Origin of the sequence: Achromobacter kerstersii (assembly GCF_902859595.1) — a bacterium.
GTDB lineage: Bacteria > Pseudomonadota > Gammaproteobacteria > Burkholderiales > Burkholderiaceae_B > Achromobacter > Achromobacter kerstersii.
In genome coordinates, this window is record NZ_CADIJQ010000006.1 from 335,037 (window position 1) to 360,274 (window position 25,238).

A 25,238-nucleotide genomic window follows, 5' to 3' on the forward strand; every position below is an offset into this window, starting at 1 on the left:
CATAAAGTTAGGCGGGCCGATCCCCATTAAGTTTCTGCAATCCGCAGAAATTTGAGCCTGAATTTGTATCAATTTATTGTTGCGGTGTGGGCGCTGCTGCGCGATGCCTAGTGGCGCCGTTGATACGCCAAGACGCCTGAGCGATGCATAGCGCTTGCCATGTAGGTGCATAGTGACCGTGACGATCGCGTCCAAAGAAAAGGGCCGCTTGCGAGCGGCCCTTCTTGCGAACATCGTGCAGGTTCATCCCCGGCGGATTACGCCGCCAGATTGCCGCGCATCTTTTTCAGTGCAGCCGCTTCGATCTGGCGAATGCGTTCAGCGGACACGCCGAACTCTTGCGCCAATTCGTGCAGCGTAGCGCCGCCATCGTCTTGCAGCCAGCGCGCTTCAACGATGCGGCGCGAGCGGGCGTCCAGCGCATCCAGCGCGCCGGTCAGGCCGGTGCTTTGCAGCTGATCGCGCGCGGCGCGTTCCAGCACGCGGGTCGGTTCCTGGCGGCCGTCGTCAGACAGATAGGCGATGGGCGCGTAGCTGTCGTCATCGTCGTCCTGGTTTTCCAGCGACATGTCGCGGCCGGACAGGCGCACTTCCATTTCGCTGACGTCTTCGCGGCGCACGTTCAGTTCGCGCGCGATGTGATCGACCTGTTCAGGGTCCAGCGTCTGGCCGTCGGGGCGCATGCTGCGCAGATTGAAGAACAGCTTGCGCTGGGCCTTGGTGGTGGCCACCTTGACCAAGCGCCAGTTGCGGATGATGTATTCGTGGATTTCAGCCTTGATCCAGTGCACGGCGAACGACACCAGGCGCACACCGCGCTCGGGGTCGAAACGCTTCACGGCCTTCATCAGGCCGACGTTGCCTTCTTGGATCAGGTCAGCGTGGGGCAACCCGTAGCCCAGGTACTGGCGGGCAACGGACACCACCAGACGCAGGTGGGACAGAATCAGTTCGCGCGCGGCGCCCAGGTCTTCCTGGTCACGCAGGCGGCGGCCCAGCTCGGTTTCGCGTTCGGCGGACAACACCGGCAGGCGGTTGACCGAAGAGATATACGCGTCGATCGTGCCAAGTGCGCCCGGATTGGCAATGGCCAACGCCAGGGCGTTGCCGGAAGCGGCCAACGAGGTACTGGGTTGTTTCATAGCGGGGGTCTCCGGAAAGCAAGGGGATAACGACATGGATTCGATGTTAGCACTCTAGTAAAGGGAGTGCTAATAGGACTATTGCGGTGCGTCAAAGTTTCAATTCCGTGACGCGTCCCCATATATTTCTACCAGCCCAGACGCTTTAACCCCTCTGCCGTAGCCTCGCCGTCCGGACGGATGAACAAGGCGCCGCGGGGGTCCATAAAGACCTGATACTTCGCGCCATCAAACATGGGCATGTAGGCGCCGCTGCCAAATTGGACATCGACAAAGGGGAGCCAGTTCGGAAAGCTTTTCTTCAGCGAGCCCAAGTCGGGCGCGGGCCAGTCGTCCAAGGCATGGACCGAGCGCGTGGCCGAGGCTTCACGCGCCGTATCGCTATAGCGGCCGGACAAACGTTCCAGGCGATACAACGGCGGCACGCCCGCCATCAGCGCAGGCAGCTTCCAGCGCACGACGCGCGCGTCGATCTGCCATTGGTCGCCGTACAGTACATATTGTTTAGGGCCGATGCCGGGTGCGGTGGTCGTAAGCTGGAACTGGCCGTCCGCCTGCTGGGCGATTTCAACGCGGGCCACGGATTCATCCGTGGTCAGGCGGAAAAACTGCACCAGTGACAACGCCAGCAAACCGGACACGCAGCCCAGCAACACCAGCATCAAGCCGAACAGGCGGCGCACCGGCCGGAACTGGAACATCTTGCGGCCACGCTCGTCGCGCGGGCCGCCGCGGCCCAGCAACATGACGATGCCCGGCAGGAATACGACGACGGCGCCCAGAAGAATCCAGACAAAGGGAGCGATACCGTTGATCAAATCAGGCGTTCCTATTCAGAACACCGCGGGTTCCAGCCCGTCGCGCCCAGGGCGCCGCGAGCCTGCCGCGGCAGGCTCCCCAGTATAGAAGGGCGTCTTCAGCCCGCCGGTTTTCCAAGCCGTTCGACGTGAAACCGGATGTGATCCTCGATGAAGGTCGAGATGAAGTAGTAGCCATGGTCGTAGCCGGGCTGGCGGCGCAGCGACAAGGGCTGATCGGCGGCGGCGCAGGCGGCTTCGAATACCTCGGGATACAACTGTTCAGCCAGGAATTGGTCTGATTCGCCCTGGTCGATCAGGATGCCGCCGGGGAAGGGCCGCTTCAGGCCGCGCATCAGCGCCGACGCGTCGTAAGCTGCCCACTCGGCGGGGTTGTCGCCCAGGTAGGCGCCGAAAGCCTTCTTGCCCCAGGGGCACTGGCTGGGCGCGGCGATGGGCGCAAACGCGGATACCGAACGGAACTTGGCGGGGTTGCGCAGCGCCAGCACCAGTGCGCCGTGACCGCCCATGGAGTGCCCGAAGATGCCGGTGCGGGACGCGTCGCCGGGCAGGGTGCCGCCCGTGACGATGCCGTGCAGTTCTTCGGTGACGTAGCTGTACATGCGGTAGTGGTCACGCCAGGCCGGCGTGGTGGCGTCCACATAGAAGCCGGCGCCCGTGCCGAGGTCCCAGCTTTCTTCTTCACCCGCCACGTTGGCGCCGCGCGGGCTGGTGTCAGGCGCGACCAGCATCACGCCAAGTTCAGCAGCCAGACGCTGGGCGCCCGCCTTGATCATGAAGGTCTCTTCGGTGCAGGTCAGGCCCGCCAGATAGAACAGCACGGGCACGGGGCCGTTGTCGGCCTGCGGCGGCACGTAGACCGAAAATCGCATGGGCAGGCCGATCTGGGCGGACTCATGGCGGTAGTAGCGCTGCGTACCGCCAAAGCAGCGATGCTGGGAAATGAGCTCCAAGGCCGTGGGCATGGATTTTCTCCGGTCAGGGGGGTGAAAAAAACGTCGACGGGTTAGGGTATATCCACGGTACGACGTTCCGTCGCCGAATGTTAACCTGCACTCGAAAGCGGCCGAATGACAAAAAAAATGGATTCCGTGCCCGATTTGTGATCACGGGACTTGACCAGCGCCCACCGTGGCACTATTTATATACCGTGAGCGAAGACAACCCGTTCTTCCAGATACGCAAGCCCTGACACTATGGCCCGACTGCCCCGTCTGTACGCCCCCGGGCTGCCCCAACTGGTGCAGGCCAACTTCATTTCGCCGCTGGCCGCGCCGTCGCAACCAGCGCCCGCCGACATACTAAATCAACTCGCAACCTGGCTGGGCGAATCCGCTCAGCGCCATCGCGTGTCGGTTCACGGCTGGCTGCTTGCCAATGACCGCATCCTGTTGCTGGCCACGCCCGCTGACGAGGAAGGCCTGCCCCGGCTGATGCAGACGCTGGGCCGCAACCTGGCGGCGCGCCTGCGCGGCGGCCGGGTGTTCGCGGGGCGTTACCGCTCTGCGCTGCTGGAGCCGGGCGCTTGGGTATTGCCGGCGCTGGTCTGGCTGGAAACGTACCCGGTGCGCAGTGGCGCTTCGCAAGACCCTGATTCCTGGCCCTGGTCGTCCGCGGCGAGCCACACCGGCAACACGACAGCGGCGCCCGCGCAGTGGCAATCCGATCACGCGGATTACTGGGCTTGTGGCAACACGCCATTCGACCGCCAAGCCAATTACCGCAAACGCCTGCAAGACGGCCTGTCGCGCGAAGAATCGCAGCGCATTGACCAAGCCGTGTCGGGTCAATGGGCATTGGGCGGCGCGAGCTTCATCGCCAGCCTGGCCCATACCGCCAGCCGGCGCGTGGCCCCCGGTCAGCGCGGCCGTCCGCGCAAGAAGCCTGCCGCTCCGGCGTCCGCTGACGCGGAAACCTCCCCGGCTACGCCGACGAGCTCAACGCCCACGACGTCATCCTGATACCCGAACCCGCCTCTCCGGCGGGTTTTTCGCAGCATTCGCCGTTGGGCTTGATCCCGTCGGCGGCGACACCCATTGATTCGGCAACGGTCCGGCCATTGCGCCTGTGCGCCCCGAAGCCGGCAAACCTGTGCAGTTTTCGCCACAGGCGATATTGATATTCCGCAGCAAAATTGTCGCTTTATTTAGGGACAGATAAAGCCATAAATAGGGATTTCACTACCCTTCAGCGGCAGCGGCACAAAGCCCCTCTCTGCCAAGCCAATAACGGCGTGGCCGTTGTTGTGTCCCTATATTTATGCCCTATGATGGAGCATCAATATAATTAGGGTCACACCCCTATTGTTCCAGTTGCACCCTACTTGCAGCGGGGGTATTGTCCGTCTCCTGCACTGCAACATTACGACGCAGGCTCACTGCGGAGCGCGCCATGCCCCAAATTACCCCGATCGAATCCTGTCCCACCCCCAAGGCGACCCCTATCGATGCCAGCCGCATCGGTTTGCCTGCGGCTCAAGGGCTCTACCACCCCAAGAACGAACATGACGCCTGCGGCGTTGGTTTTGTTGCGCATATCAAGGGCAAGAAAAGCCACGCGATCATCCAGCAGGGTCTGAAGATCCTGGAAAACCTGGACCACCGCGGCGCGGTCGGTGCGGACAAGCTGATGGGCGACGGCGCGGGCATCCTGATTCAGATTCCGGACACGCTCTACCGCGACGAACTCAGCCAGCAAGGCATCATCCTGCCGCCTCCGGGCGAGTACGGCGTGGCCATGGTGTTCCTGCCCAAGGAAACCGCCTCGCGCCTGGCCTGTGAGCAAGAGCTGGAACGCTCGGTGCGCGCGGAAGGCCAAGTGGTGCTGGGCTGGCGCAATGTGCCGGTGGACGTCGACATGCCCATGTCGCCCACCGTGCGCGATTGCGAGCCCGTGATCCGCCAGCTGTTCATCGGCCGCGGCGCCGACGTGATGGTGCCGGACGCACTGGAACGCAAGCTGTACGTGATCCGCAAGACCGCCAGCCACGCCATCCAGAACATGCATCTGGCTCACGGCAAGGAATATTTCGTGCCGTCGGCATCGGTGCGCACCGTGGTCTACAAGGGCCTGCTGCTGGCCGACCAGGTTGGCCGCTACTACCGCGACCTGGCCGACACCCGCACGGTGTCCGCCCTGGCGCTGGTGCACCAGCGCTTTTCGACCAACACGTTCCCCGCCTGGCCGCTGGCCCACCCGTACCGCATGATTGCGCACAACGGTGAAATCAACACGGTCAAGGGCAACTTCAACTGGCTGCGCGCCCGCGAAGGCATGATGCAGTCGGCCGTGCTGGGCGACGATCTGAAGAAGCTGTACCCCATCGTCTACGAAGGCCAGTCGGACACCGCCACGTTCGACAACTGCCTGGAACTGCTGGTGAATTCGGGCTACTCGCTGGCCCACGCCATGATGATGATGATCCCGGAAGCCTGGGAACAGCACACGCAGATGGACGAGTCGCGCCGCGCGTTCTACGAATATCACGCCGCCATGATGGAGCCGTGGGACGGCCCCGCCGCGGTTGCCTTCACCGATGGCCGCCAGATCGGCGCCACGCTGGACCGCAATGGCCTGCGCCCTGCCCGCTATCTGGTCACTGATGACGATATGGTCATCCTGGCGTCCGAAGCCGGCACGCTGTCGATTCCCGAAAACCGCATCGTCAAGAAGTGGCGCCTGCAGCCGGGCAAGATGTTCCTGATCGACCTGGAACAAGGCCGCATCATCGACGACGCCGAGATCAAGCTGCAACTGGCCAACAGCCGCCCGTACCGCCAGTGGATCGAACGCCTGCAGATCAAGCTGGAATCGCTGCCCGCGCCGCGTCAGGTGGCCGTTGCCACGCAATCGGCCGTGTCGCTGCTGGACCGCCAGCAAGCCTTCGGCTGGACCCAGGAAGACTACAAGTTCATCCTGGAACCCATGGCGTCCACCGGCGAAGAAGTGATCGGCTCGATGGGCAACGACGCCCCGCTGGCCGTGCTGTCTGACCGCGCCAAGCCGTTCTACAACTACTTCCGCCAACTGTTTGCGCAGGTCACGAACCCGCCCATCGACCCCATCCGCGAACAGCTGGTGATGTCGCTGGTGTCGTTCATCGGCCCCAAGCCCAACCTGCTGGACATCAATAACGTCAACCCGCCGCTGCGTCTGGAAGTGTCCCAGCCGGTGCTGGACTTCGCCGCCATGGCGCAGATCCGCGACATCGAGCAAGTCACGGGCAAGAAATTCCGCAGCTTCGAACTCGACATCACGTACCCCGCCGCCTGGGGCCCCGAGGGCATTGAAGCCCGCGTGGCCGCGCTGTGCGCGCGCGCCGTTGATGCCGTGCAAAGCGGCTACAACATCCTGATCGTGTCGGACCGCCTGGTCGACAGCGAGCGCGTGGCCATCCCCGCGCTGCTGGCCACCTCGGCCGTCCACCAGCACTTGATCCGCGCCGGCCTGCGCACCAACACCGGCCTGGTCGTCGAGACCGGCTCCGCGCGCGAAGTGCACCACTTTGCGCTGCTGGGCGGCTACGGCGCCGAAGCCATTCACCCCTACCTGGCGCTGGAATCGCTGGGCAAGATGAATGACCCCGAAAAGGCCGTGAAGAACTTCATCAAGGCGATCGGCAAGGGCTTGAACAAGGTCATGTCCAAGATGGGCATTTCGACCTACATGTCCTACACCGGCGCGCAGATCTTCGAAGCGGTGGGCCTGCAAAGCAACCTGGTGAACAAGTACTTCACCGGCACGTCGTCCAACATCGAAGGCATCGGCATCTTCCAAGTGGCCGAAGAAGCGCTGCGCCAGCATCGCGCCGCCTTCAGCACCGACCCGGTGCTGGCCAACGACCTGGAGGCAGGCGGCGAATACGCCTACCGCGTGCGCGGCGAAGAGCACATGTGGACGCCGGATTCCATCGCCAAGTTGCAGCACGCTTCGCGCGCCAACAACTACCGCACGTACAAGGAATACGCGCAGATCATCAACGACCAAAGCCGTCGCCACATGACCTTGCGCGGCTTGTTCGAATTCCGCTTCGAGCCGTCGCGCGCCATCCCGCTGGATGACGTGGAATCGGCCAAGGACATCGTCAAGCGCTTTGCCACCGGCGCCATGTCGCTGGGTTCGATCTCGACCGAAGCGCACTCGGTGCTGGCCGTTGCCATGAACCGCATCGGCGGCAAGTCGAACACGGGCGAAGGCGGCGAAGATGAACTGCGCTACCGCGCCGAAATGCGCGAAGGCAAGAGCACCATCAAGGACGGCGACACGCTGGCCTCGCTACTGGGTTCGGACCGCATCGAAGCCGACGTCGTGCTGAAGAAGGGCGATTCGCTGCGCTCGAAGATCAAGCAGGTGGCGTCGGGCCGGTTTGGCGTGACGGCCGAGTACCTGTCGTCGGCCGATCAGATCCAGATCAAGATGGCGCAGGGCGCCAAGCCCGGCGAAGGCGGCCAGCTGCCCGGCCACAAGGTGTCGGAATACATCGCCAAGCTGCGTTACTCGGTGCCGGGCGTGGGCCTGATTTCGCCCCCGCCGCACCACGACATCTATTCCATCGAAGACTTGGCTCAGCTGATCCACGATCTGAAGAACGTGAATTCCAAGGCGTCGGTGTCGGTCAAGCTCGTGTCCGAAGTGGGCGTGGGCACGGTGGCCGCTGGTGTCGCCAAAGCCAAGGCTGACCACGTCGTGATCGCCGGCCATGACGGCGGCACGGGCGCATCCCCGGTGTCGTCCATCAAGCACGTGGGCACGCCTTGGGAACTGGGCCTGGCCGAAACGCAACAAACGCTGGTCTTGAACCGCCTGCGCAGCCGCATCCGCGTGCAGGCCGACGGCCAGATGAAGACCGGCCGCGACGTCGTCATCGGCGCGCTGCTGGGCGCTGATGAATTCGGTTTCGCGACGGCGCCGCTCGTCGTTGAAGGCTGCATCATGATGCGCAAGTGCCACCTGAACACCTGCCCGGTGGGCGTGGCCACGCAAGACCCCGTCCTGCGCAAGAAATTCCAGGGCAAGCCGGAACACGTCGTGAACTTCTTCTTCTTCATCGCCGAAGAAGTCCGCGAAATCATGGCGCAGCTGGGCATCCGCAAGTTCGACGACCTGATCGGCCGCGCCGATCTGCTGGACATGCGTTCGGGCGTTGAGCACTGGAAGGCGCAAGGGCTGGACTTCGCCCGCGTGTTCCATCAAACGCAATCCGACGCCGACGTGCGTCAGACCGAAGAGCAGGATCACGGCCTGGCCGGCGCGCTGGATCACCAGTTGATCGACCGCAGCCGCCCCGCGCTGGAACGTGGCGAAAAGGTGTCGTTCATCGTGCCGGTGCGCAACCGCAACCGTACGATCGGCGCCATGCTGTCGGGCGCCGTGGCCTCGCGCTACGGCCACGACGGCCTGCCCGACGACACCATCCACATTCAGTGCAACGGCACCGCCGGCCAAAGCTTCGGCGCGTTCCTGGCGCACGGCATCACGATGGACCTGGTGGGCGAAGGCAACGACTACGTCGGCAAGGGCTTGTCCGGCGGACGCATCATCGTGCGCTCGCCCAACGACTTCCGCGGCTTCGGCCCCGACCACATCATTGCCGGCAACACCGTGCTGTATGGCGCGCTGGCAGGCGAAGCATTCTTCAACGGCGTGGCCGGCGAACGCTTCGCGGTGCGTAACTCGGGCGCGGCGACGGTGGTCGAAGGCACGGGCGACCACGGTTGCGAATACATGACGGGCGGCACGGTCGTGGTGCTGGGCGCCACGGGCCGCAACTTCGCAGCCGGCATGTCGGGCGGCGTGGCCTATGTGTGGGACCCGGAACGCACGCTCAAGCACCGCGTCAACCTGTCGATGGTTGAACTGGAAGGCGTGGCGCCGCATGCAGAGCAGCAAGCGCTGAACAATATCGACATCTGGCACAGCGCGCAGCGCGGTGGCGAACGCGAGACGGATGAAACCATCCTGCGCCGCCTGGTGGAAGATCACTTCCGCTACACCGGCAGCTACCGCGCCCGCGAGATCCTGGGCGACTGGGAAGCCTCGCGCGGCAAATTCGTAAAGGTCATGCCGACGGACTACCGTCGCGCATTGGGTGAAATGTGGCGTGCAGCCAACCAGCAACAACTGGCTGCGTGAGGGATACCATGGGAAAGATTACCGGCTTTATGGAATTTCAGCGTCTGCAGGAGGCCTCCGAGGCCCCGCAGAAGCGGCTGAAGAACTGGCGCGAATTCGTGCTGCACCTGACCGATGACCAGGCCAAGCAGCAAGCTGCGCGCTGCATGGACTGCGGCATCCCGTTCTGCAATAACGGCTGCCCGGTCAACAACATCATCCCCGACTGGAATGATCTGGTTTACAAGCAGGACTGGCGCCGCGCGCTGGACGTGCTGCACTCCACGAACAACTTCCCGGAGTTCACGGGCCGCATCTGCCCGGCGCCGTGTGAAGCCGCCTGTACCTTGAACATCAACAGCGACGCCGTGGGCATCAAGTCCATTGAGCACGCCATCATCGACAAGGGTTGGGCCGAAGGCTGGGTCGCCCCGCTGGTGCCGGCGCGCAAGACGGGCAAGAAGGTTGCGGTGGTGGGCTCCGGCCCCGCCGGCATGGCGTGCGCGCAGCAGCTGGCGCGCGCGGGCCACTCCGTGACGCTGTTCGAAAAGAGCGACCGCATCGGTGGCCTGCTGCGTTATGGCATCCCCGACTTCAAGCTGGAAAAGCACCAGATCGACCGCCGCATCTCGCAGATGGAAGCCGAAGGCGTAGAGTTTGCGCCGTCCACTTACATCGGCAACCCGAAAGACCCCGTGGCCGATGGCCTGACGGTGCGCACGCCGGAATCGCTGAAGGCGGAATTCGACGCGGTCGTCATGACCGGCGGTTCGGAAACCCCGCGCGACCTGCCGGTGCCGGGCCGTGAATTGTCGGGCGTGTACTTCGCCATGGACTTCCTGCGCCAGCAGAACAAGGCCGTCGCCGGCGACCGCCTGACCGACCAGACGCTGGCCAAGGGCAAGCACGTGATCGTGATTGGCGGCGGCGATACGGGTTCCGATTGCGTGGGCACCAGCAACCGCCACGGCGCGGCCTCGGTCACGCAATTCGAACTGATGCCTCAGCCGCCCGAGTCTGAAAACAAGACCATGACGTGGCCGTACTGGCCGCTGAAGATGCGCACGTCGTCGTCGCACGAAGAAGGCTGCGACCGCGATTGGTCCGTGACCACCAAGCTGCTCAAGGGCAGCAATGGCAAGGTCGAAAAACTGGTCGGCGCGCGCGTCGAGTGGTTCAAGGACGAGGCCACCGGCCAGATGAAGATGCGCGAAGTCGAAGGCTCGGAGTTTGAGATCAAGGCCGACCTGGTGCTGCTGGCCATGGGCTTCGTGTCGCCGGTGCAAACCGTGCTGGATGCCTTCGGCGTGGATCGCGATGCGCGCGGCAACGTGCGTGCCAACACCGACGACTACCGCACCAACGTCGAGAAGGTGTTCGCTGCAGGCGACATGCGCCGTGGCCAGTCGCTGGTGGTCTGGGCCATCCGTGAAGGCCGCCAGTGCGCACGTTCGGTGGACGCTTACCTGATGGGCAGCAGCGAACTGCCGCGCTGATCTTCGGTTCTGATGAACCCCATTCGCCGCCTTCGCGCCCCCTGCGCCAAGGCGGCGAATGCTTTTCAGGCAGCCGACATTTTCGTTTCCGTAAGATGTGAGGCCGTACCAAGCCACCGCGGAAAACCCCTGCGGAATCCCCTGCGTGCACGCACGTGGGAACCCTGCGCCATCGCGCGCTTTTCTGGCCACCATGTCCCACGACACACTCGCTGCTCCGCCCACGCTGCCGCAGATTTTTCTGGCGTTCACCAAAGTCGGCCTGACCAGTTTTGGCGGCGGCTTAAGCGGCTGGATGATGCGTGAATTCGTGCAGCAGCGGCGGTGGATGTCGGAATCCGATTTCCTGTCGGGACTGGCGCTGGCGCAGTCCTTTCCCGGCGTGAATGTCGTGAACCTGGCGATATGGATCGGGTTCCGCTTGCGCGGCGGGCCAGGCGCATTGCTGGGCGGGCTGGGCATCACCGTGCCGCCAATGCTGGTGGCGATTGCGCTGGCGGCGCTATTTGCCAGCATGGCGCAGTCGCACGGGCTGCATGTAGCGATGGCCGGCGTGGCTGCGGCGGCGGTGGGCGTGTCGCTGCAAACAGGCTTGCGTGCGGCGCGCCGTGCGCTGATCGGCTGGGTGCCAGCGGCAATCATGGGCGCGACCTTCGCCGCGATCTTTCTGCTGCGTCTGCCGCTGCTGTGGGTGGTGGGCGCAATGGCGCCGCTGTCGATCTTCATTGCCTACACGCGCATCCGCCGCCAGGAGCCGCGCAAATGAATATGGCGACGCTGCATGATCTGTTTTCGGTGTTTACGCCGCTGTCGTTTTTGACGGTGGGCGGCGGCCAGAGCATCCTGCCCGATATCCATCGCCAGGCGGTCGACAGCTATGGCTGGATCAACGACGCGCAGTTCCTGGATTACTTCGCGCTGTCGCGCATCACGCCCGGCCCGGCATCGTTGCTGGTGACGCTGATCGGCTGGCATGTGGGCGGCTGGGCGGGCGCAATTGCCGCGTCGATAGCCATCTTCCTGCCGTGTTCACTGCTGATCTATGCGCTGGCGCGCGTGTGGGCAAGGTACCGGCGCACGACGTGCATTCGTGCCATTGAAGCAGGCTTGGTGCCGGTGGCGGCGGGCATGATCCTGGCGTCGTCATGCACGATCTTGCGTGCAGCCGAAGGCGGCGCGTGGGCGTGGGCCGTGGCGGCGTTGTCGACCGTGGCGCTTGTGTATACGCGGGTCAGCCCGTTCATCATGTTGGGATTGGGCGCGGGGATATTTTTCGTGGCGTTGGGGTAGGACTGGTCTGATTCCTGTTGCCGAGCCGCCACGGCGCGTTCCGCATCTTTTCACGGTTTGACACATATCAATCGGGCCCGGCGCCCGCTCTGAGAACCTGTCGTCTCACCCTCATGGAAAGATCGGAGAAGAAAAATGTTTTCGCTGAATGGGCGTATCCGCGCCACCGCCATCGCCGGCCTGATCGCAGCTGGCGCACTCGCCGCTCCCGCGCATGCCCATGAGGCCGGCGACGTGTTGTTCCGAGTTGGCGTGACGCAGGTTCGCCCCGCCTCCAACAACGGCACCGTGCTCGACGGCAGCGTCAAGCTCGACGCCAACAACAATGTGCGCCCGAGCTTCACGCTGGGCTACATGGTGACGCGCAACATCGGTATCGAACTGCTGGGCGCATGGCCGTTCCAGCACGATGTCAGCGGCAGCGGCCTGGGCAAGATCGGCTCCAGCAAGCAACTGCCGCCCACGCTCAGCCTGCAATGGCACATCCTGCCCGACAGCATGATCCAGCCGTACATCGGCGTCGGCATCAACTACACGCACTTCTTCGACACCAAGGCCGAAGGCGCGTTGAAGGGTTCCGACCTGAAGATGGGCGACTCGTGGGGCGTGGCCGCGCAATTGGGCGCGGACTTCAAGATCAATGAACGCTGGTTCATGAACGCGGACATCCGCTACATCGACATCAAGTCGAAGGTGAAGCTGGACGGCCAGCACATCGGCACCGCGCGCATCGATCCGTGGGTGGCGACGCTGGGCGTCGGCTATCGCTTCTAACGATTGCGGTTGCGCGCTGATGCCGCTTGCAACCGCGTGGCGTCAGCGCGGCGCCTGCAACTGTTGGCGCAGGGCTTGCAGGGCGGGCGAGTCATCGTCCGCGCGCCAGACCAGCTGGGTCAGGGCGGTGGCGTAAGGGCCCGTCAGTACGCTGACGCAAACGGAATGCTCCGCCCCCAGCACGGCCAGCACCGAACGCGGCACGATGGCCACGCCTGACCCCGCCGCCACACACGCCACGATGGCGTGATACGACGCAAACTCCATCACCCGGCCCGCCGCCACGCCTTCGTGGTTCAGCCACGATTCCAGAATGCGGCGGTACGAACACCCCGCGGCAAACGCAATGACGCTGCGGTCGCCCAGATCGCGCGGGCTGGCAATGGCGCCCCATGCCAAGGGTGAAATCAACGTCAGGTCTTCCTGGAAGGCGTCCAGGGTGGCCAGCCCCTCGGCCGGAAATGGCTGGGCCACGAACGCCGCTTCGATCTCAAAGTTGCGCACCTTGGCCGCCAGCGCGCCCGATGTGCCCGTGACCAGTTCAATGCCCACCTGCGGCCAGGCCGCGTGATAGGCCGCCAGAATGGGCGGCAGGCGCGCGGCCGCCGTGCTTTCCATGGTGCCAATGCGCAACACGCCTTGAGGCGCGCCATCCCGCACGGCGGCTTGTGCTTCGTCTGACAAACGCAGCAGACGGTCGGCATATGACAGCAGCACGCGGCCCTGGTCAGACAGCACCAGCCGACGGTTTTGACGCCGAAAGAGCGGGGCGTTGAGCGAAGCCTCTAACTGCTTCAAGCGGGTCGACACGTTGGACTGCACCCGGTTCAGGTGCTGGGCGGCGCGCGCCACGCCGCCCTGATCGGCCACCGCCTTGAAAATCTGCAACGCGTCGAGATCCAAGTTTCTCATTTCAAGAACCTATGTTCTGAATAATTCATTATTCAAGATATAAGTACAGCCGTAGAGTGGGCGTATGTCAACGCCTGCTTACCCTTCTGTGTCCGATTCCGTTGCTGACCTGCGTGGCCCCGCCCGCCTGGCCTGGCCCGCCGCGCTGGCGCTTGCGGCCGCGATGGGCATTGGGCGATTCGCCTTCACGCCGGTGTGGCCGCTGATGGCGCAGGAAGGAGGGTTGTCGCTGGCGCAGGGCGGGTGGATCGCTTCGGCCAACTACGCCGGCTATCTGCTGGGCGCGCTGGCGGCCGTGGCATGGCCCGTGCGCCGGTTACGCGGCCAATTGGCGGTCAGCCTGCTGGCGGTGGCCGTGCTGACGCTGGCGATGCCGCTGTTTCACAACGTGGCCGTCTGGTGCGCGCTGCGTCTGGCGGCGGGCTACGCCAGCGCCAGCGCCTTCATTTGCGTCGCGGCGTGGCGGCCCGTGCCGGCGGGAGACCCGCGCGAAGCGGGCGCGTCAGCGGTGACTTACGCCGGCGTGGGCGCGGGCATCGCGCTGACTGGCCTGGTTTGTCTGGCGTTGATGGCGGGGCAGGTGCGCGCCGACGGCATGTGGCTGACGCTGGGCGGGTTGACGCTGGCTCTGTCCCTGATGGCGTGGCCGGGGTTGCGCCAGCCTGTGGCGCCGGTGCGCGCGGCGGCTTCCACGGCAACCACGCCCAACGCCGCGACCCACTCCACGCCACACTCCACGCCCCACTCCACGTCACACCCCACGTCACACCCCACGCCCGCCGCCACCCGCCTGCCGCCCGCCATCGGGCAACTGGCGCTGCACTACGGCGTGTTCGGCGTCGGCTACATCATTCCGGCCACCTTCCTGCCGGCGATGGCCAAGGAGATCTTTCCGGACCCCGCCATCTTTGGCTGGGCATGGCCGCTGTTCGGGCTGGCGGCGGCGGTGTCATGCCTGCTGGTTCCCCGGCTGGCGCGGGCGCGCGATGAAAAGCGTGTCTGGCAGGCAGCGCAGGCGCTGATGGCGCTGGGCATGCTGACGGTGGCGCTGTGGCACCACATCGCCGCTGTCATCGTGGCGGCATTGCTGGTGGGCGGCACCTTCATGGTGATCACGCAGGCCGGCATTCTGACCGCGCGGCGCACCGCAGGCGCCGCCGCACCGCGCGCCGCCGCCGTCATGACGGCCGCCTTTGCCGCCGGCCAGATCCTGGGGCCGCTGTTGGCCTCATGGGCCGCGCACTGGGGCGCGGGGCTGCCGCAGGTGCTGGGCGCGGGCGCGGCGTTGCTGGCGCTATCGGCCTGGGGCTTGGGAAAAGTCACGACAGCCGGCAGTGGTGCTGGGCATAATGCGATCGGCCCCCAAGGCCGTACACATTAGAGAAGAGAAAGAGGAGTCACCCAGCATGAAATCACTGCGCCCCCTGATCGCCGCGTTGGCGGCCGTTGCCGCCTTCAGCGGCGCCGCGCAAGCCCAGACCGCCGACTGGCCCGCCAAACCCATCACGATGATCGTGCCCTACGCGCCGGGCGGCTTTGCCGACACGCGCGTGCGGCTGCTGGCGCGCAAGCTGGGCGAATCGCTGGGCCAGCCCATCGTGGTCGAGAACAAGGCGGGCGCAGGCGGCGTGGTCGGCACCAACCTGATCGCGAAGGCGGCGCCTGACGGCTACACCATCGGCACGGGCAACCTGGCCCCCATGGCGGTGAACCCGTCGCTGATGAAGGAAATGCCGTACAACCCGCAAAAGGACCTGGCCCCGATCATCCTGATCGAGAACAGCCCGCTAGTGCTAAGCGTGAACAACGAGCTGCCGGTCAAGACGCTGGCCGACCTGATCGCGCTGGCCAAGAAGGAACCGAACAAGCTGTCGTTTGGCTCGTCGGGCGTGGGCGGCGCGCATCACCTGTCGGGCGAAATGTTCCGTGAGCAGGCCAAGATCGATATCGTGCACGTGCCCTACAAGGGCGGCAGCCTGGCCGCAACCGACCTGATGGGCGGCCACATCTCGATGATGTTCGAAATGGGCTACTCGGCCTTGCCGGCCATCCAGGGCGCCAAGATCCACCCCATTGCCGTCACGTCCGCCAAGCGTCTGGCCGTGTTGCCCGACGTGCCGACAATGGCGGAATCCGGCTTGCCCGGCTTTGAGTCATACAACTGGCAGGGCATCGTCGCCCCGGCCGGTACGCCCGCGCCGATCATTGCCCGCCTGAACAGCGAGTTCAACCGGATTCTGAAAGAGCCGGATGTGCAAAAAGCCATCGCCGACACCGGCAGCCAGGCCGGCGGCGGCACGCCCGAGGAGTTCGCGGCTTTCATCAAGAGCGAAACCGATAAGTGGGCCCACGTCATCAAGGCTGGAAACATCCAGCTTCAATAACCACGAGGAGTCTTCCCATGGCCACCCGATTGCTTGATCTTCTGAAGCTGGACCACCCCATCATCCAGGCGCCCATGGCGGGCGGCGCCACGACGGTGGAGCTGGTGTCTGAAGCATCGAAAGCGGGGGCCTTGGGATCGCTCGGGGCGGCTTACCTGACCGCCGAGCAGATCGAAGCCGCCGTGGACGGCATCCGCGCCCGCACCGCGCGGCCGTTCGCCATCAACCTATTCGCGTCGGTGCCGGACGTGCCGATGCAGGGCGACGCCAGCCGGATGCTGGCGCTGGTGGCCCGCTACCACGAACAGCTGGGGCTGCCGGCCCCGGCCATGCCCGGCCCGCAAGCCGACCCGCTGCCCGGCCAGATCGACGCCATCCTGCGGCTGCGCCCGGCGGTGTTCAGCTTCACCTTTGGCCGCATAGCGCCGGGCGTGCTGGCACGTTGCCGGGAATTGGGCATCTTGACCGTCGGCACCGCCACGACCGTGCGCGAAGCGGTGGCGCTGGAGCAGGACGGCGTGGATGCCGTCGTGGCCCAGGGCGCGGAAGCCGGCGGGCACCGCGGCACCTTCCTGGATGAATTCGAGCAATCGCTGATCGGCACCATGGCGCTGGTGCCCCAAGTGGCGGATGCGGTGTCGATACCGGTGATTGCCTCGGGCGGCATCATGGACGGCCGCGGTATCGCCGCGGCGCTCGCCTTGGGCGCAGAGGCCGCGCAAATGGGGACGGCCTTCCTGACGACAGACGAGTGCGGCATCATCGACGCCTATAAGGCGGTGCTGCCGGCGTCCCGGTCCGAGCAATCCCGCCTGACCCGGGCATTTTCCGGCCGGCCGGCGCGGGGGATAGCCAACGCCTTCATGCGCGACGCCGACGCCATCGCCGGCGATATCCTGCCGTATCCCTTGCAGAACGCCCTGACGCGGCCCATGCGCACGGCGGGCGGCAAGGCGGCCAATATCAACGTACTGTCCCTGTGGGCGGGCCAGGGCGCACCGCTGGCCCGGCGCGAATCCACGGCGAGCCTGATCCAGCGTCTGGCCCGGGAAACCCAGGCCGCGCAAACGCGCCGCTAGGGGCTCGATCTCTGGCCGCAGCCCCCTCGCCCTGGCGCGCCCACGGCGCGGATCTGGGCGGATAGGGGTGGATATGGGTGAATCAGGGCGGATCTGGGCGCATCACGGCTGATCGGGGCCGGCCGGATTGTCCCTGATGCCGAAAACACTGTTCCACCGGCGGCCTGTCGCGTTGTGATTGCAAAGCGTCGGGCTACAATGGCGCCTCGCCGCTGGGAGCCCGAGTCCGCCTTGGCCCCGGCACCTGAGTAACCGGGCGCTTCCCGCAGCCGCCTGTCTTGCCCCGCCGCATCGGTTTTCCGTCTCGCGAGCCTGCAAGGCAACAGGGCAAGCTCCGCCACCGAAACACCCTTTCGTTGCCCATGCCCGCTCAATCAAGCAGCACCCCGGAATTTGCCCTGCGCCTGGACGGTGTGGCGCTCGGCTACGGTGATTTCACCGTGTTGCGCGACATATCCATGGACGTGCGCGCGGGCCAGGTGGTCGCCATCATGGGCGGCTCTGGCTCGGGCAAGACCACGCTGTTGCGTGCGGCCACCGGCCAGCTCGTCGCCCAGCAGGGCCAGGTGATCGCGTTTGGGCAGGACATCGCCCGCGCCACGCCCGACGAACTGCAATCCCTGCGCAAGCGTATGGGCGTGCTGTTCCAGCAGGGCGCGCTGTTCACCGACCTGAACGTCTTCGAAAACGTGGCGTTTCCGCTGCGTGAGCACACCAAGCTGACCGAAGCCGACGTCACCGACCGCGTGCTGGACAAACTTGACGCGGTTGGCCTGCGCGCCGCCGCGCACCTGAAGGTGTCCGAAATCTCTGGCGGCATGGCGCGCCGCGTGGCGCTCGCCCGCGCCGTCGTGCTGGAACCCGAACTCATTCTGTACGACGAGCCGTTCGCCGGGCTGGACCCGATCTCGCTGGGCATCACCGCCAATCTGATCCGCAACCTGGCCGATCGCCTGGGCTGCGCGTCGGTGCTGATCACCCACGACGTCCAGGAATCTTTCGCCATTGCCGACCGGGTGTATCTGGTCGGGCAGGGCAAGCTGGCCGCCTCGGGCACGCCCGAAACGCTGTCGGCGTCGCAAGACCCGTATGTTCAGCAGTTCCTGAAAGGCGAACCCGACGGCCCGGTCGCGTTCCAGTACCCCGAAACGCCCGCTTTTCAAAAGTGGCTTTCCGCACAGAAAGGGCGCAAAACATGAGCGGTTCCAACAACGCCATTGGCGCAATGGGCGGCTGGGTGCGCAAGCAAGTCGGCGGCATCGGCTACTTCACCCGGTTCTTTGGCGGCATGCTGGCGCGCAGCGGCATCGTGTTCTCGCGGCCGCGCCTGGTGTCGCAACAAGTTCACTTCATCGGCAACTACTCGCTGCTCATCATTGCCGTGTCCGGCATGTTCGTGGGCTTCGTGCTGGGGCTGCAAGGCTATTACACGCTGAACCGCTACGGCTCCGAAGAAGCGCTGGGCCTGCTGGTTGCGCTGTCACTGGTGCGTGAACTGGGCCCCGTCGTGACGGCGCTGCTGTTTGCCGGCCGCGCCGGCACGTCGCTGACCGCAGAAATCGGCTTGATGAAAGCGGGCGAACAGCTGTCGGCCATGGAAGTCATGGCCGTCGACCCCATTCGCCGCGTGCTGGTGCCGCGCCTGTGGGGCGGCATCATCGCCATGCCCATTCTGGCGGCGGTGTTCTCGATGGTGGGCATTCTGGGCGGCTGGGTCGTCGGCGTCGTGATGATCGGCGTGGACGCGGGCGCCTTCTGGTCGCAGATGCAAAGCGGCGTGGATGTCTGGAACGACGTGGCCAACGGCGTCATCAAGAGCGTGGTGTTCGGCATCACCGTCACGCTGGTTGCGCTTTACGAAGGCTGGCAAGCCAAGCCCACGCCCGAAGGCGTGGCGCGCGCCACCACGCGCACCGTGGTGGTGGGTTCCCTGGCGGTACTTGGGCTGGACTTCCTGCTCACCGCCTTGATGTTTGGAAATTGAAACGGATCGATCATGTCACGCGAAAAAACCGACTTCTGGGTAGGCCTGTTTGTACTGCTGGGCGCGGTCGCGCTGGTGTTCCTGGCGTTGCGGGCTGGCAACCTCAGCACCTTTTCCTTCGCCCCGACCTATACCTTATCGGCCAACTTCGATAATGTAGGCGGCCTCAAGCCGCGCGCCGCGGTGAAAAGCGCTGGCGTCGTGGTGGGCCGCGTGTCCAGCATCACGTTCGACGACAAGACCTTCCAGGCCGTCGTCTCGGTGAATCTGGAAAAGGCCTATCAGTTCCCCAAGGACACGTCGGCGTCGATTCTCACGTCGGGTCTGCTGGGCGAACAGTACCTGGGCCTGACGGCGGGCAGCGAAGAAGAGAACTTTACCGACGGCGGAAAAATCCGCTATACACAGAGCGCGGTTGTGCTGGAACAGCTGATCAGCCAGTTCCTGTATGGCTCCGCCGAGAAGCAAGGGGCGTCGTCCGAGCCCGCTAAAGCACCAAATTAAAGACGATGCGAAAGACGCCGTAACAGGCCTCGCTTCGCCTTCGCAATATCATAAGAATCGTTGATAGGGATGTCCTGATCATGAACAAGAACGCACTTTCCCGAATTGCCACCATCGCGGCGGCGGGTGCCCTGATGGCCGGCTGCGCCGCGCCGCAGAACCCCGATCCGCGCGATCCGTGGGAAGGCTTCAACCGGGGCGTCTACAAGTTCAACGACACGGTCGACCGCGCAGTGTTCAAGCCGGTGGCTCAGGCCTATACCTTCGTCACGCCGCAGCCCGTGCGCAGCTGTGTGCACAACATCTTCAGCAATATGACCGACCTCTGGTCGGGCACGAACAGCTTCCTGCAAGGCCGCGGACACGACTTCGTGAACACGCTGGGCCGCTTCCTGTTCAACACCACCATGGGCGTGGGCGGCTGCTTTGACGTTGCCTCGGCCAACGGCGCGCGCAAGATCCCGAACGACTTCGGCACGACCCTGGGCGTGTGGGGCTTCAGCCAAGGCCCGTACCTGGTGCTGCCGTTCTTCGGTTCGTCGACGGTACGTGACGGCGCGGGCCTGGTCGGCGATTTCGCCGGCACCACCTACGGCTACATGGGCATCGACTCCATCGACAACGTGCGCCTGCGCAACTCGCTGTGGGGCCTGCGTCTGGTCGACACCCGCGCCAGCCTGCTGAACGCCACCGACACCATCGACCGCGTGGCGCTCGACCCGTACAGCTTCATCCGCGACGCGTATCTGCAACGCCGCAACGCCATGGTCCTGGGCCAGCGCGTGAACGACGAAGATGCGCTGCCCAACTACGAAGACGACGAGGGCGATGCCCCTGCCGCCGGCAAGGCCGCCCCCGTGCCTGCGCCCGCCACCAAGTAAGCTGTGGCTTGCGTTCATCGGTACAGTAAGGAGTTTTAATGCGATTTGCTTTTGTTTCCCTGTTGCAGCGCCTGACTTTCGCAGGCCTCGTCGGCCTTGCCGCCGCCAGCGCCGCACAGGCCAAACCCGACCCCAACGGCCCGCCTGACCAATTCGTCGTCGCGACCGCCAACGAAGCGCTGGACGTGCTCAAAGCCGACGGGTCCGTCAAAGCCGGCAACACCGCGCGCATCAACGAAGTCGTCAACCAGCACATCCTGCCGTACGTCAACTTCCAGAAGACGACGCGCCTGGCCGCTGGCCGCTACTGGCGCCAGGCTTCCGATCCGCAAAAGACGGCGCTGGCCGACGCGTTTCGCGGCACGCTGGTGCGTACCTACAGCGGCGCGCTGACCCGCGTCACGCCCAGCACCACGGTCAAGGCGTTGCCGTTCCGTGGCGACCCCAAGGCCGACGACGTCGTCGTTCGCACGCTGATCAGCCAGGGCAACGGCCAGCCGACGGGCGTGGACTACCGCCTGGAAAAAACGCCGCAAGGCTGGAAGATCTACGACATGAACGTCGAAGGCATCTGGCTGATCGAGAACTACCGCAACCAGTTCGCGCAGCAGATCAACCAGAACGGTATCGACGGCCTGATCAAGGCGCTGAACCAGCGCAATCAGTAATTCCGCGGTTCCGGCTGCTTCCGGCCCGGCGCGCCCCTCAAGGCCCGCCGGGCCGATTATTTCGGGGACGGATAACACCCGACTCCCACACGGCTCCCGGGGCCATAGGCGCTTGCCGTCACGGCGCGCTTATATAATGATCAATTCGCTCTTTTCCGGGCATCCCCCCGCCGTCATGTCAGCCGTCAGTCTCGAAAACGTCTCAAAGATCTACTCGCCGCGCACTCGCGGCTGGCAGAAGCTGCTCGGGCGCACGCCCGCCCCCGGCTTCCAGGCGCTGGACAACGTCAGCCTGAACATCGAGCACGGCGAGTTCTTCGGCCTGCTCGGCCCCAATGGCGCGGGCAAAACCACACTGATCTCGATTCTTGCCGGCCTGGCCCACGCCACGTCCGGCCGCGCGAGCGTCTGTGGATACGACGTCGTGTCCGACTACAAGTCGGCACGGCGTGCGCTGGGCGTCGTGCCGCAAGAGCTGGTCTACGACCCGTTCTTCACCGTGCGCGAAACGCTGCGCATCCAGTCCGGCTACTTCGGCCTGCGCAACAACGATGACTGGATCGACGAGATCCTGTTCAACCTGGGCCTGGCCGACAAGGCCAACAACAACATGCGCGCGCTGTCTGGCGGCATGAAGCGCCGCGTGCTGGTGGCGCAGGCGCTGGTGCACCGCCCGCCGGTCATCGTGCTGGACGAGCCCACCGCAGGCGTGGATGTCGACTTGCGCCGCACGCTGTGGGAATTCATTTCGCGCCTGAACAAGGCCGGCCACACCATCATGCTGACCACGCACTACCTGGAAGAAGCGGAAGCCCTGTGCGGCCGCATCGCCATGCTCAAGCGCGGCCGCGTCGTGGCGCTGGACACCACGCAGGCGCTGATGGCCCGCGTCGGCGGCGTCGACCTGGAAGACGCGTTCGTGCGCATCATGCACCAAGGCGACGAACCCGCCGAGCCCGCCCTGCAACCTGAAGAGATTTCGTCATGACGCCGCCCATCGCGACCGCCAGCCAACCGCTGGTGCAGCCCCGCCTGGACGCGGGCTCCGGCTTTCCGACCCTGCTGCGCAAGGAATTGCTGCGCTTCTGGAAGGTCGGTTTTCAGACCATTGCCGCGCCCGTCATTACGGCGTTGCTGTACCTGCTGGTCTTTGCGCATGTGCTGGAAGGGCGCTTGATGGTCTATGGCACCGTGCCGTACACCGCGTTCCTGATCCCCGGCCTCATGATGATGAGCATGCTGCAGAACGCATTCGCCAACCCGTCTTCATCACTGATCCAAAGCCGCATCACGGGCAATCTTGTCTTCATGCTGCTGCCGCCGCTGTCGCACCGCGACATCTTCGGCGCCTTCGTGCTGGCGGCCGTGGTGCGCGGCCTTACCGTTGGCCTGTTCGTGTGGTTCGTGGCGCTGTGCTTTGTGTCGCTGGTGCCCGAAAACCCGATGTGGCTGCTGGTCTTCGCGGTGCTGTCCTGCGGCATCATGGCTGTGCTGGGCGTGGTCGCGGGCCTGTGGTCTGAAAAGTTCGACCAGCTGGCCGCCTTCCAGAATTTCCTGATCATGCCCGCGACCTTCCTGTCCGGCGTGTTCTATTCCATTCACACCTTGCCGCCTTTCTGGCAAAGCGTGTCCCACTGGAACCCCATCTTCTACGCCATCGACGGCTTCCGCTACGGATTCTTCTCGGTGTCGGACGTCTCGCCGTGGCGCAGCCTGGCAGTCGTGACGGGGGTGTTCCTGGCGCTATCGCTTTATGCACTGCGGCTTCTGGCCAGCGGCTACAAACTCAGGAATTGACGTCCATGCTTCCCACTCCCGCGCAAGTCCGCCAATACATCGCGGACGGCCTGTCCTGTGAACATCTTGACGTGCAAGGCGACGGTTCGCATTTCGATGCCGTCATCGTCAGCGCCGCCTTCGAAGGCAAGCGCCTGATCCAGCGCCATCAACTGGTTTACGCCGCCTTGGGCGACCGCATGAAGGCCGAAATCCATGCCTTGTCGATGCGCACACTGACGCCGGATGAATACCAGCAAGCAGGCAAGTAATGGATAAGCTCCGCATCACCGGCGGCGCGCCGCTGCACGGCGAGATCTCGATTTCGGGCGCCAAGAATTCGGCCTTGCCGATTCTGTGCGCCGGCTTGCTGACCGCCGATGTGCTGACGCTGGCCAACGTGCCGCACCTGAATGACACGGCCACCATGCTGCGCCTGTTGGGCCGCATGGGCGTGCGCGCCGAGCGCGGCACGGATGGCGTCGTCATGTTGCAGGCCGACCGCGTCGACAATCTGGAAGCCCCGTACGACCTGGTCAAGACGATGCGCGCATCGATCCTGGTGCTGGGCCCGCTGCTGGCCCGCTTCGGCGAAGCGCGCGTGAGCCTGCCGGGCGGCTGCACCATCGGCCAGCGGCCGGTGGACCAGCACATCAAGGGCCTGGCCGCGCTGGGCGCCGAGATCAGCATCGAACACGGCTTCGTGGTCGCGCGCGCCAAGCGCCTGAAGGGCGCGTCCATCCGCACCGACATGGTCACCGTCACCGGCACTGAAAACCTGCTGATGGCCGCCGTGCTGGCCGACGGCCAGACCGTGCTGGAAAACGCCGCGCGCGAACCCGAAGTGGTGGACCTGGCCGAACTGCTCATCAAGATGGGCGCCCGCATCCAGGGCCACGGCACCGACCGCATCGTGATCGACGGCGTTGAACGCCTGCACGGCGCGGAACATCGCGTCATTTCCGACCGCATCGAAGCCGGCACGTTCCTGTGCGCGGTGGGCGCGGCGGGCGGCGACATCCTGCTGAAGAACACCGACCCCGTCATCCTGGGCGCCACGCTGGACAAGCTGGTTGAAGCCGGCCTTACCATCGAAACCGGCCCCGACTGGATTCGCGGCGCCATGGCCACGCGCCCCAAGGCCGTGGGCTTGCGCACGCATGAATACCCGGGTTTCGCCACCGACATGCAAGCCCAGGTCATGGCGTTGAACGCCGTGGCCGATGGCACGTCAGTGATTGTTGAGACCATCTTCGAAAACCGCTACATGCACGTGCAGGAACTGCGCCGCATGGGCGCCGATATCGACATCGACGGCCACACCGCGATTGTGCGCGGCGTGAAGCGCCTGTCTGGCGCCACCGTCATGGCCACCGACCTGCGCGCCTCCGCCAGCCTCGTCATCGCCGGCCTGGCCGCCGACGGCGATACGCTGGTCGACCGCATCTACCATCTGGATCGGGGTTACGACCAGATGGAAGTCAAACTGCGCGCCCTGGGCGCGAACATCCAACGCGTTACCGCCAAGGAACAGGCATGAAAAGTAATAGCCCCCACGCTGCGCCTTCGGCTTGCTGCCCCCCGAGGGGGCTGCCCCGCCTTGGGGCGGCCCGGCGGCGAAGCTGCCCCCACACTGCGTCTTCGGCTTGCTGCCCCCCGAGCGGGTCCGTTCGTTTTAAGGCGGCTGTGCAATGAACGATGCCACGACGAAGCCCCTGACCCTGGCACTGTCCAAGGGCCGGATTTTTGAAGAAACCATGCCGCTGCTGGCTGAAGCCGGCATCGAAGTGACCGAGAGCCCGGAAAGCTCGCGCAAACTGATCCTGCCGACCAGCGACCCAGGCCTGCGCCTGATCATCGTGCGCGCCTCCGACGTGCCGACCTACGTGCAGTACGGCGCGGCCGACCTGGGCATCGCGGGCAAAGACGTGCTGATCGAGCACGCCAAGGAACAGCCCGGCGGCCTGTATCAGCCCATCGACCTGAACATCGCCAAGTGCCGCCTGGCCGTGGCCGTGCGCAACGGCTTTGACTACGAAGGCGCCGTGCACCAAGGCGCGCGCCTGCGCGTGGCCACGAAGTACGTGCACTCAGCCCGTGAACACTTTGCGGCAAAGGGTGTGTACGTGGACATCATCAAGCTGTATGGTTCGATGGAACTGGCGCCGCTCGTGGGCTTGGCCGACTGCATCGTGGACTTGGTGTCCACCGGCGGCACGCTGCGCGCCAACGACCTGGTCGCGGTGGAAGACGTCATGCCGATCTCATCGCGCCTGATCGTCAACCAGGCCGCACTGAAGACCCGCGGCGCCCGCCTGCAACCCTTGCTGGACGCCTTCGAAAGAGCCGCCTCCCGCAACGCCTGACCCCCGCCCGCCGCGATGCCGCGGCGGCCGCTTTCTGCTTTGCTCCATGACGCC

At 64.9% G+C, this 25,238-nt stretch carries 23 protein-coding genes; 19 read left to right on the forward strand and 4 right to left on the reverse strand.

Annotated features, from left to right (window positions below; translation table 11 throughout):
• Nucleotides 1–257 precede the first annotated feature (257 nt).
• The 3 genes from rpoH to fghA form a co-directional block, all read right to left on the reverse strand.
• Nucleotides 258–1,142: an RNA polymerase sigma factor RpoH gene (gene rpoH / locus HV765_RS19415; RefSeq protein WP_054421064.1), complete on the reverse strand. Its 885-nt coding sequence runs from the start codon at nucleotides 1,140–1,142 to the stop codon at nucleotides 258–260.
• A gap of 128 nt (nucleotides 1,143–1,270) precedes the next feature.
• On the reverse strand, nucleotides 1,271–1,960 hold the full coding sequence (locus tag HV765_RS19420) for a hypothetical protein (RefSeq protein WP_175170671.1): 690 nt from the start codon (nucleotides 1,958–1,960) through the stop codon (nucleotides 1,271–1,273).
• 98 nt (nucleotides 1,961–2,058) lie between these two features.
• Nucleotides 2,059–2,925: an S-formylglutathione hydrolase gene (gene fghA / locus HV765_RS19425; RefSeq protein WP_054421062.1), complete on the reverse strand. Its 867-nt coding sequence runs from the start codon at nucleotides 2,923–2,925 to the stop codon at nucleotides 2,059–2,061.
• 231 nt (nucleotides 2,926–3,156) lie between these two features.
• Between fghA and HV765_RS19430 the strand changes: the two genes are divergently transcribed.
• From HV765_RS19430 to HV765_RS19455, 6 genes are all read left to right on the forward strand, one after another.
• The gene (locus tag HV765_RS19430; RefSeq protein ID WP_175170672.1) at nucleotides 3,157–3,921 is read left to right on the forward strand and encodes a hypothetical protein; all 765 of its coding nucleotides are present in this window, start codon (nucleotides 3,157–3,159) and stop codon (nucleotides 3,919–3,921) included.
• A gap of 430 nt (nucleotides 3,922–4,351) precedes the next feature.
• On the forward strand, nucleotides 4,352–9,091 hold the full coding sequence (locus HV765_RS19435; protein WP_175170673.1) for a glutamate synthase-related protein: 4,740 nt from the start codon (nucleotides 4,352–4,354) through the stop codon (nucleotides 9,089–9,091).
• An 8-nt stretch (nucleotides 9,092–9,099) separates the two neighbouring features.
• Nucleotides 9,100–10,566, forward strand: coding sequence for a glutamate synthase subunit beta (locus tag HV765_RS19440; RefSeq protein WP_054421059.1), 1,467 nt, complete (start codon nucleotides 9,100–9,102; stop codon nucleotides 10,564–10,566).
• 193 nt (nucleotides 10,567–10,759) lie between these two features.
• Entirely contained in the window at nucleotides 10,760–11,332 is a 573-nt protein-coding gene (locus HV765_RS19445; protein ID WP_054421058.1) for a chromate transporter, read from the forward strand.
• Entirely contained in the window at nucleotides 11,329–11,856 is a 528-nt protein-coding gene (locus HV765_RS19450) for a chromate transporter (RefSeq protein ID WP_175170674.1), read from the forward strand. Before HV765_RS19445 ends, HV765_RS19450 begins: the two co-directional genes overlap by 4 nt.
• A 135-nt stretch (nucleotides 11,857–11,991) precedes the next feature.
• Nucleotides 11,992–12,630 (forward strand): OmpW/AlkL family protein, encoded by a 639-nt coding sequence (locus tag HV765_RS19455; protein WP_054421056.1) that lies wholly within the window; start codon nucleotides 11,992–11,994, stop codon nucleotides 12,628–12,630.
• A gap of 42 nt (nucleotides 12,631–12,672) precedes the next feature.
• Here the strand turns inward: HV765_RS19455 and HV765_RS19460 are convergent, their stop codons facing one another.
• Nucleotides 12,673–13,542: a LysR family transcriptional regulator gene (locus HV765_RS19460; RefSeq protein ID WP_175170675.1), complete on the reverse strand. Its 870-nt coding sequence runs from the start codon at nucleotides 13,540–13,542 to the stop codon at nucleotides 12,673–12,675.
• 64 nt (nucleotides 13,543–13,606) lie between these two features.
• On the opposite strand from HV765_RS19460, the gene HV765_RS19465 reads away from it, so the two are divergent.
• The 13 genes from HV765_RS19465 to hisG all read left to right on the forward strand — a co-directional run bounded on the left by HV765_RS19465 (nucleotide 13,607) and on the right by hisG (nucleotide 25,184).
• Nucleotides 13,607–14,923 (forward strand): YbfB/YjiJ family MFS transporter, encoded by a 1,317-nt coding sequence (locus HV765_RS19465; protein WP_175170676.1) that lies wholly within the window; start codon nucleotides 13,607–13,609, stop codon nucleotides 14,921–14,923.
• 25 nt (nucleotides 14,924–14,948) lie between these two features.
• Nucleotides 14,949–15,926 (forward strand): Bug family tripartite tricarboxylate transporter substrate binding protein, encoded by a 978-nt coding sequence (locus HV765_RS19470; RefSeq protein WP_054421053.1) that lies wholly within the window; start codon nucleotides 14,949–14,951, stop codon nucleotides 15,924–15,926.
• 17 nt (nucleotides 15,927–15,943) lie between these two features.
• Nucleotides 15,944–17,005, forward strand: a complete 1,062-nt coding sequence (locus HV765_RS19475) for an NAD(P)H-dependent flavin oxidoreductase (protein WP_175170677.1) — start codon at nucleotides 15,944–15,946, stop codon at nucleotides 17,003–17,005.
• A gap of 362 nt (nucleotides 17,006–17,367) precedes the next feature.
• Nucleotides 17,368–18,204: an ABC transporter ATP-binding protein gene (locus tag HV765_RS19480; RefSeq protein WP_175170678.1), complete on the forward strand. Its 837-nt coding sequence runs from the start codon at nucleotides 17,368–17,370 to the stop codon at nucleotides 18,202–18,204.
• Complete coding sequence (gene mlaE, locus HV765_RS19485) at nucleotides 18,201–18,989, forward strand: lipid asymmetry maintenance ABC transporter permease subunit MlaE (RefSeq protein WP_054421051.1); 789 nt, start codon at nucleotides 18,201–18,203, stop codon at nucleotides 18,987–18,989. The genes HV765_RS19480 and mlaE overlap by 4 nt, the downstream gene beginning before the upstream one ends.
• Before the next feature lie 12 nt (nucleotides 18,990–19,001).
• On the forward strand, nucleotides 19,002–19,493 hold the full coding sequence (gene mlaD / locus HV765_RS19490) for an outer membrane lipid asymmetry maintenance protein MlaD (RefSeq protein WP_054421050.1): 492 nt from the start codon (nucleotides 19,002–19,004) through the stop codon (nucleotides 19,491–19,493).
• Between the two features lie 80 nt (nucleotides 19,494–19,573).
• Nucleotides 19,574–20,374, forward strand: a complete 801-nt coding sequence (locus HV765_RS19495; protein ID WP_054421049.1) for an MlaA family lipoprotein — start codon at nucleotides 19,574–19,576, stop codon at nucleotides 20,372–20,374.
• Between the two features lie 38 nt (nucleotides 20,375–20,412).
• Nucleotides 20,413–21,042, forward strand: coding sequence for an MlaC/ttg2D family ABC transporter substrate-binding protein (locus tag HV765_RS19500; RefSeq protein ID WP_054421048.1), 630 nt, complete (start codon nucleotides 20,413–20,415; stop codon nucleotides 21,040–21,042).
• 175 nt (nucleotides 21,043–21,217) lie between these two features.
• Nucleotides 21,218–22,030 (forward strand): ABC transporter ATP-binding protein, encoded by an 813-nt coding sequence (locus HV765_RS19505; protein WP_054421381.1) that lies wholly within the window; start codon nucleotides 21,218–21,220, stop codon nucleotides 22,028–22,030.
• Nucleotides 22,027–22,839: an ABC transporter permease gene (locus HV765_RS19510; protein ID WP_054421047.1), complete on the forward strand. Its 813-nt coding sequence runs from the start codon at nucleotides 22,027–22,029 to the stop codon at nucleotides 22,837–22,839. The genes HV765_RS19505 and HV765_RS19510 overlap by 4 nt, the downstream gene beginning before the upstream one ends.
• Before the next feature lie 5 nt (nucleotides 22,840–22,844).
• Nucleotides 22,845–23,090, forward strand: coding sequence for a BolA family protein (locus tag HV765_RS19515; protein ID WP_006216842.1), 246 nt, complete (start codon nucleotides 22,845–22,847; stop codon nucleotides 23,088–23,090).
• Entirely contained in the window at nucleotides 23,090–24,358 is a 1,269-nt protein-coding gene (gene murA, locus HV765_RS19520) for a UDP-N-acetylglucosamine 1-carboxyvinyltransferase (protein WP_054421046.1), read from the forward strand. Before HV765_RS19515 ends, murA begins: the two co-directional genes overlap by 1 nt.
• A 151-nt stretch (nucleotides 24,359–24,509) precedes the next feature.
• Nucleotides 24,510–25,184 (forward strand): ATP phosphoribosyltransferase, encoded by a 675-nt coding sequence (gene hisG, locus HV765_RS19525; RefSeq protein ID WP_054421045.1) that lies wholly within the window; start codon nucleotides 24,510–24,512, stop codon nucleotides 25,182–25,184.
• Nucleotides 25,185–25,238 lie beyond the last annotated feature (54 nt).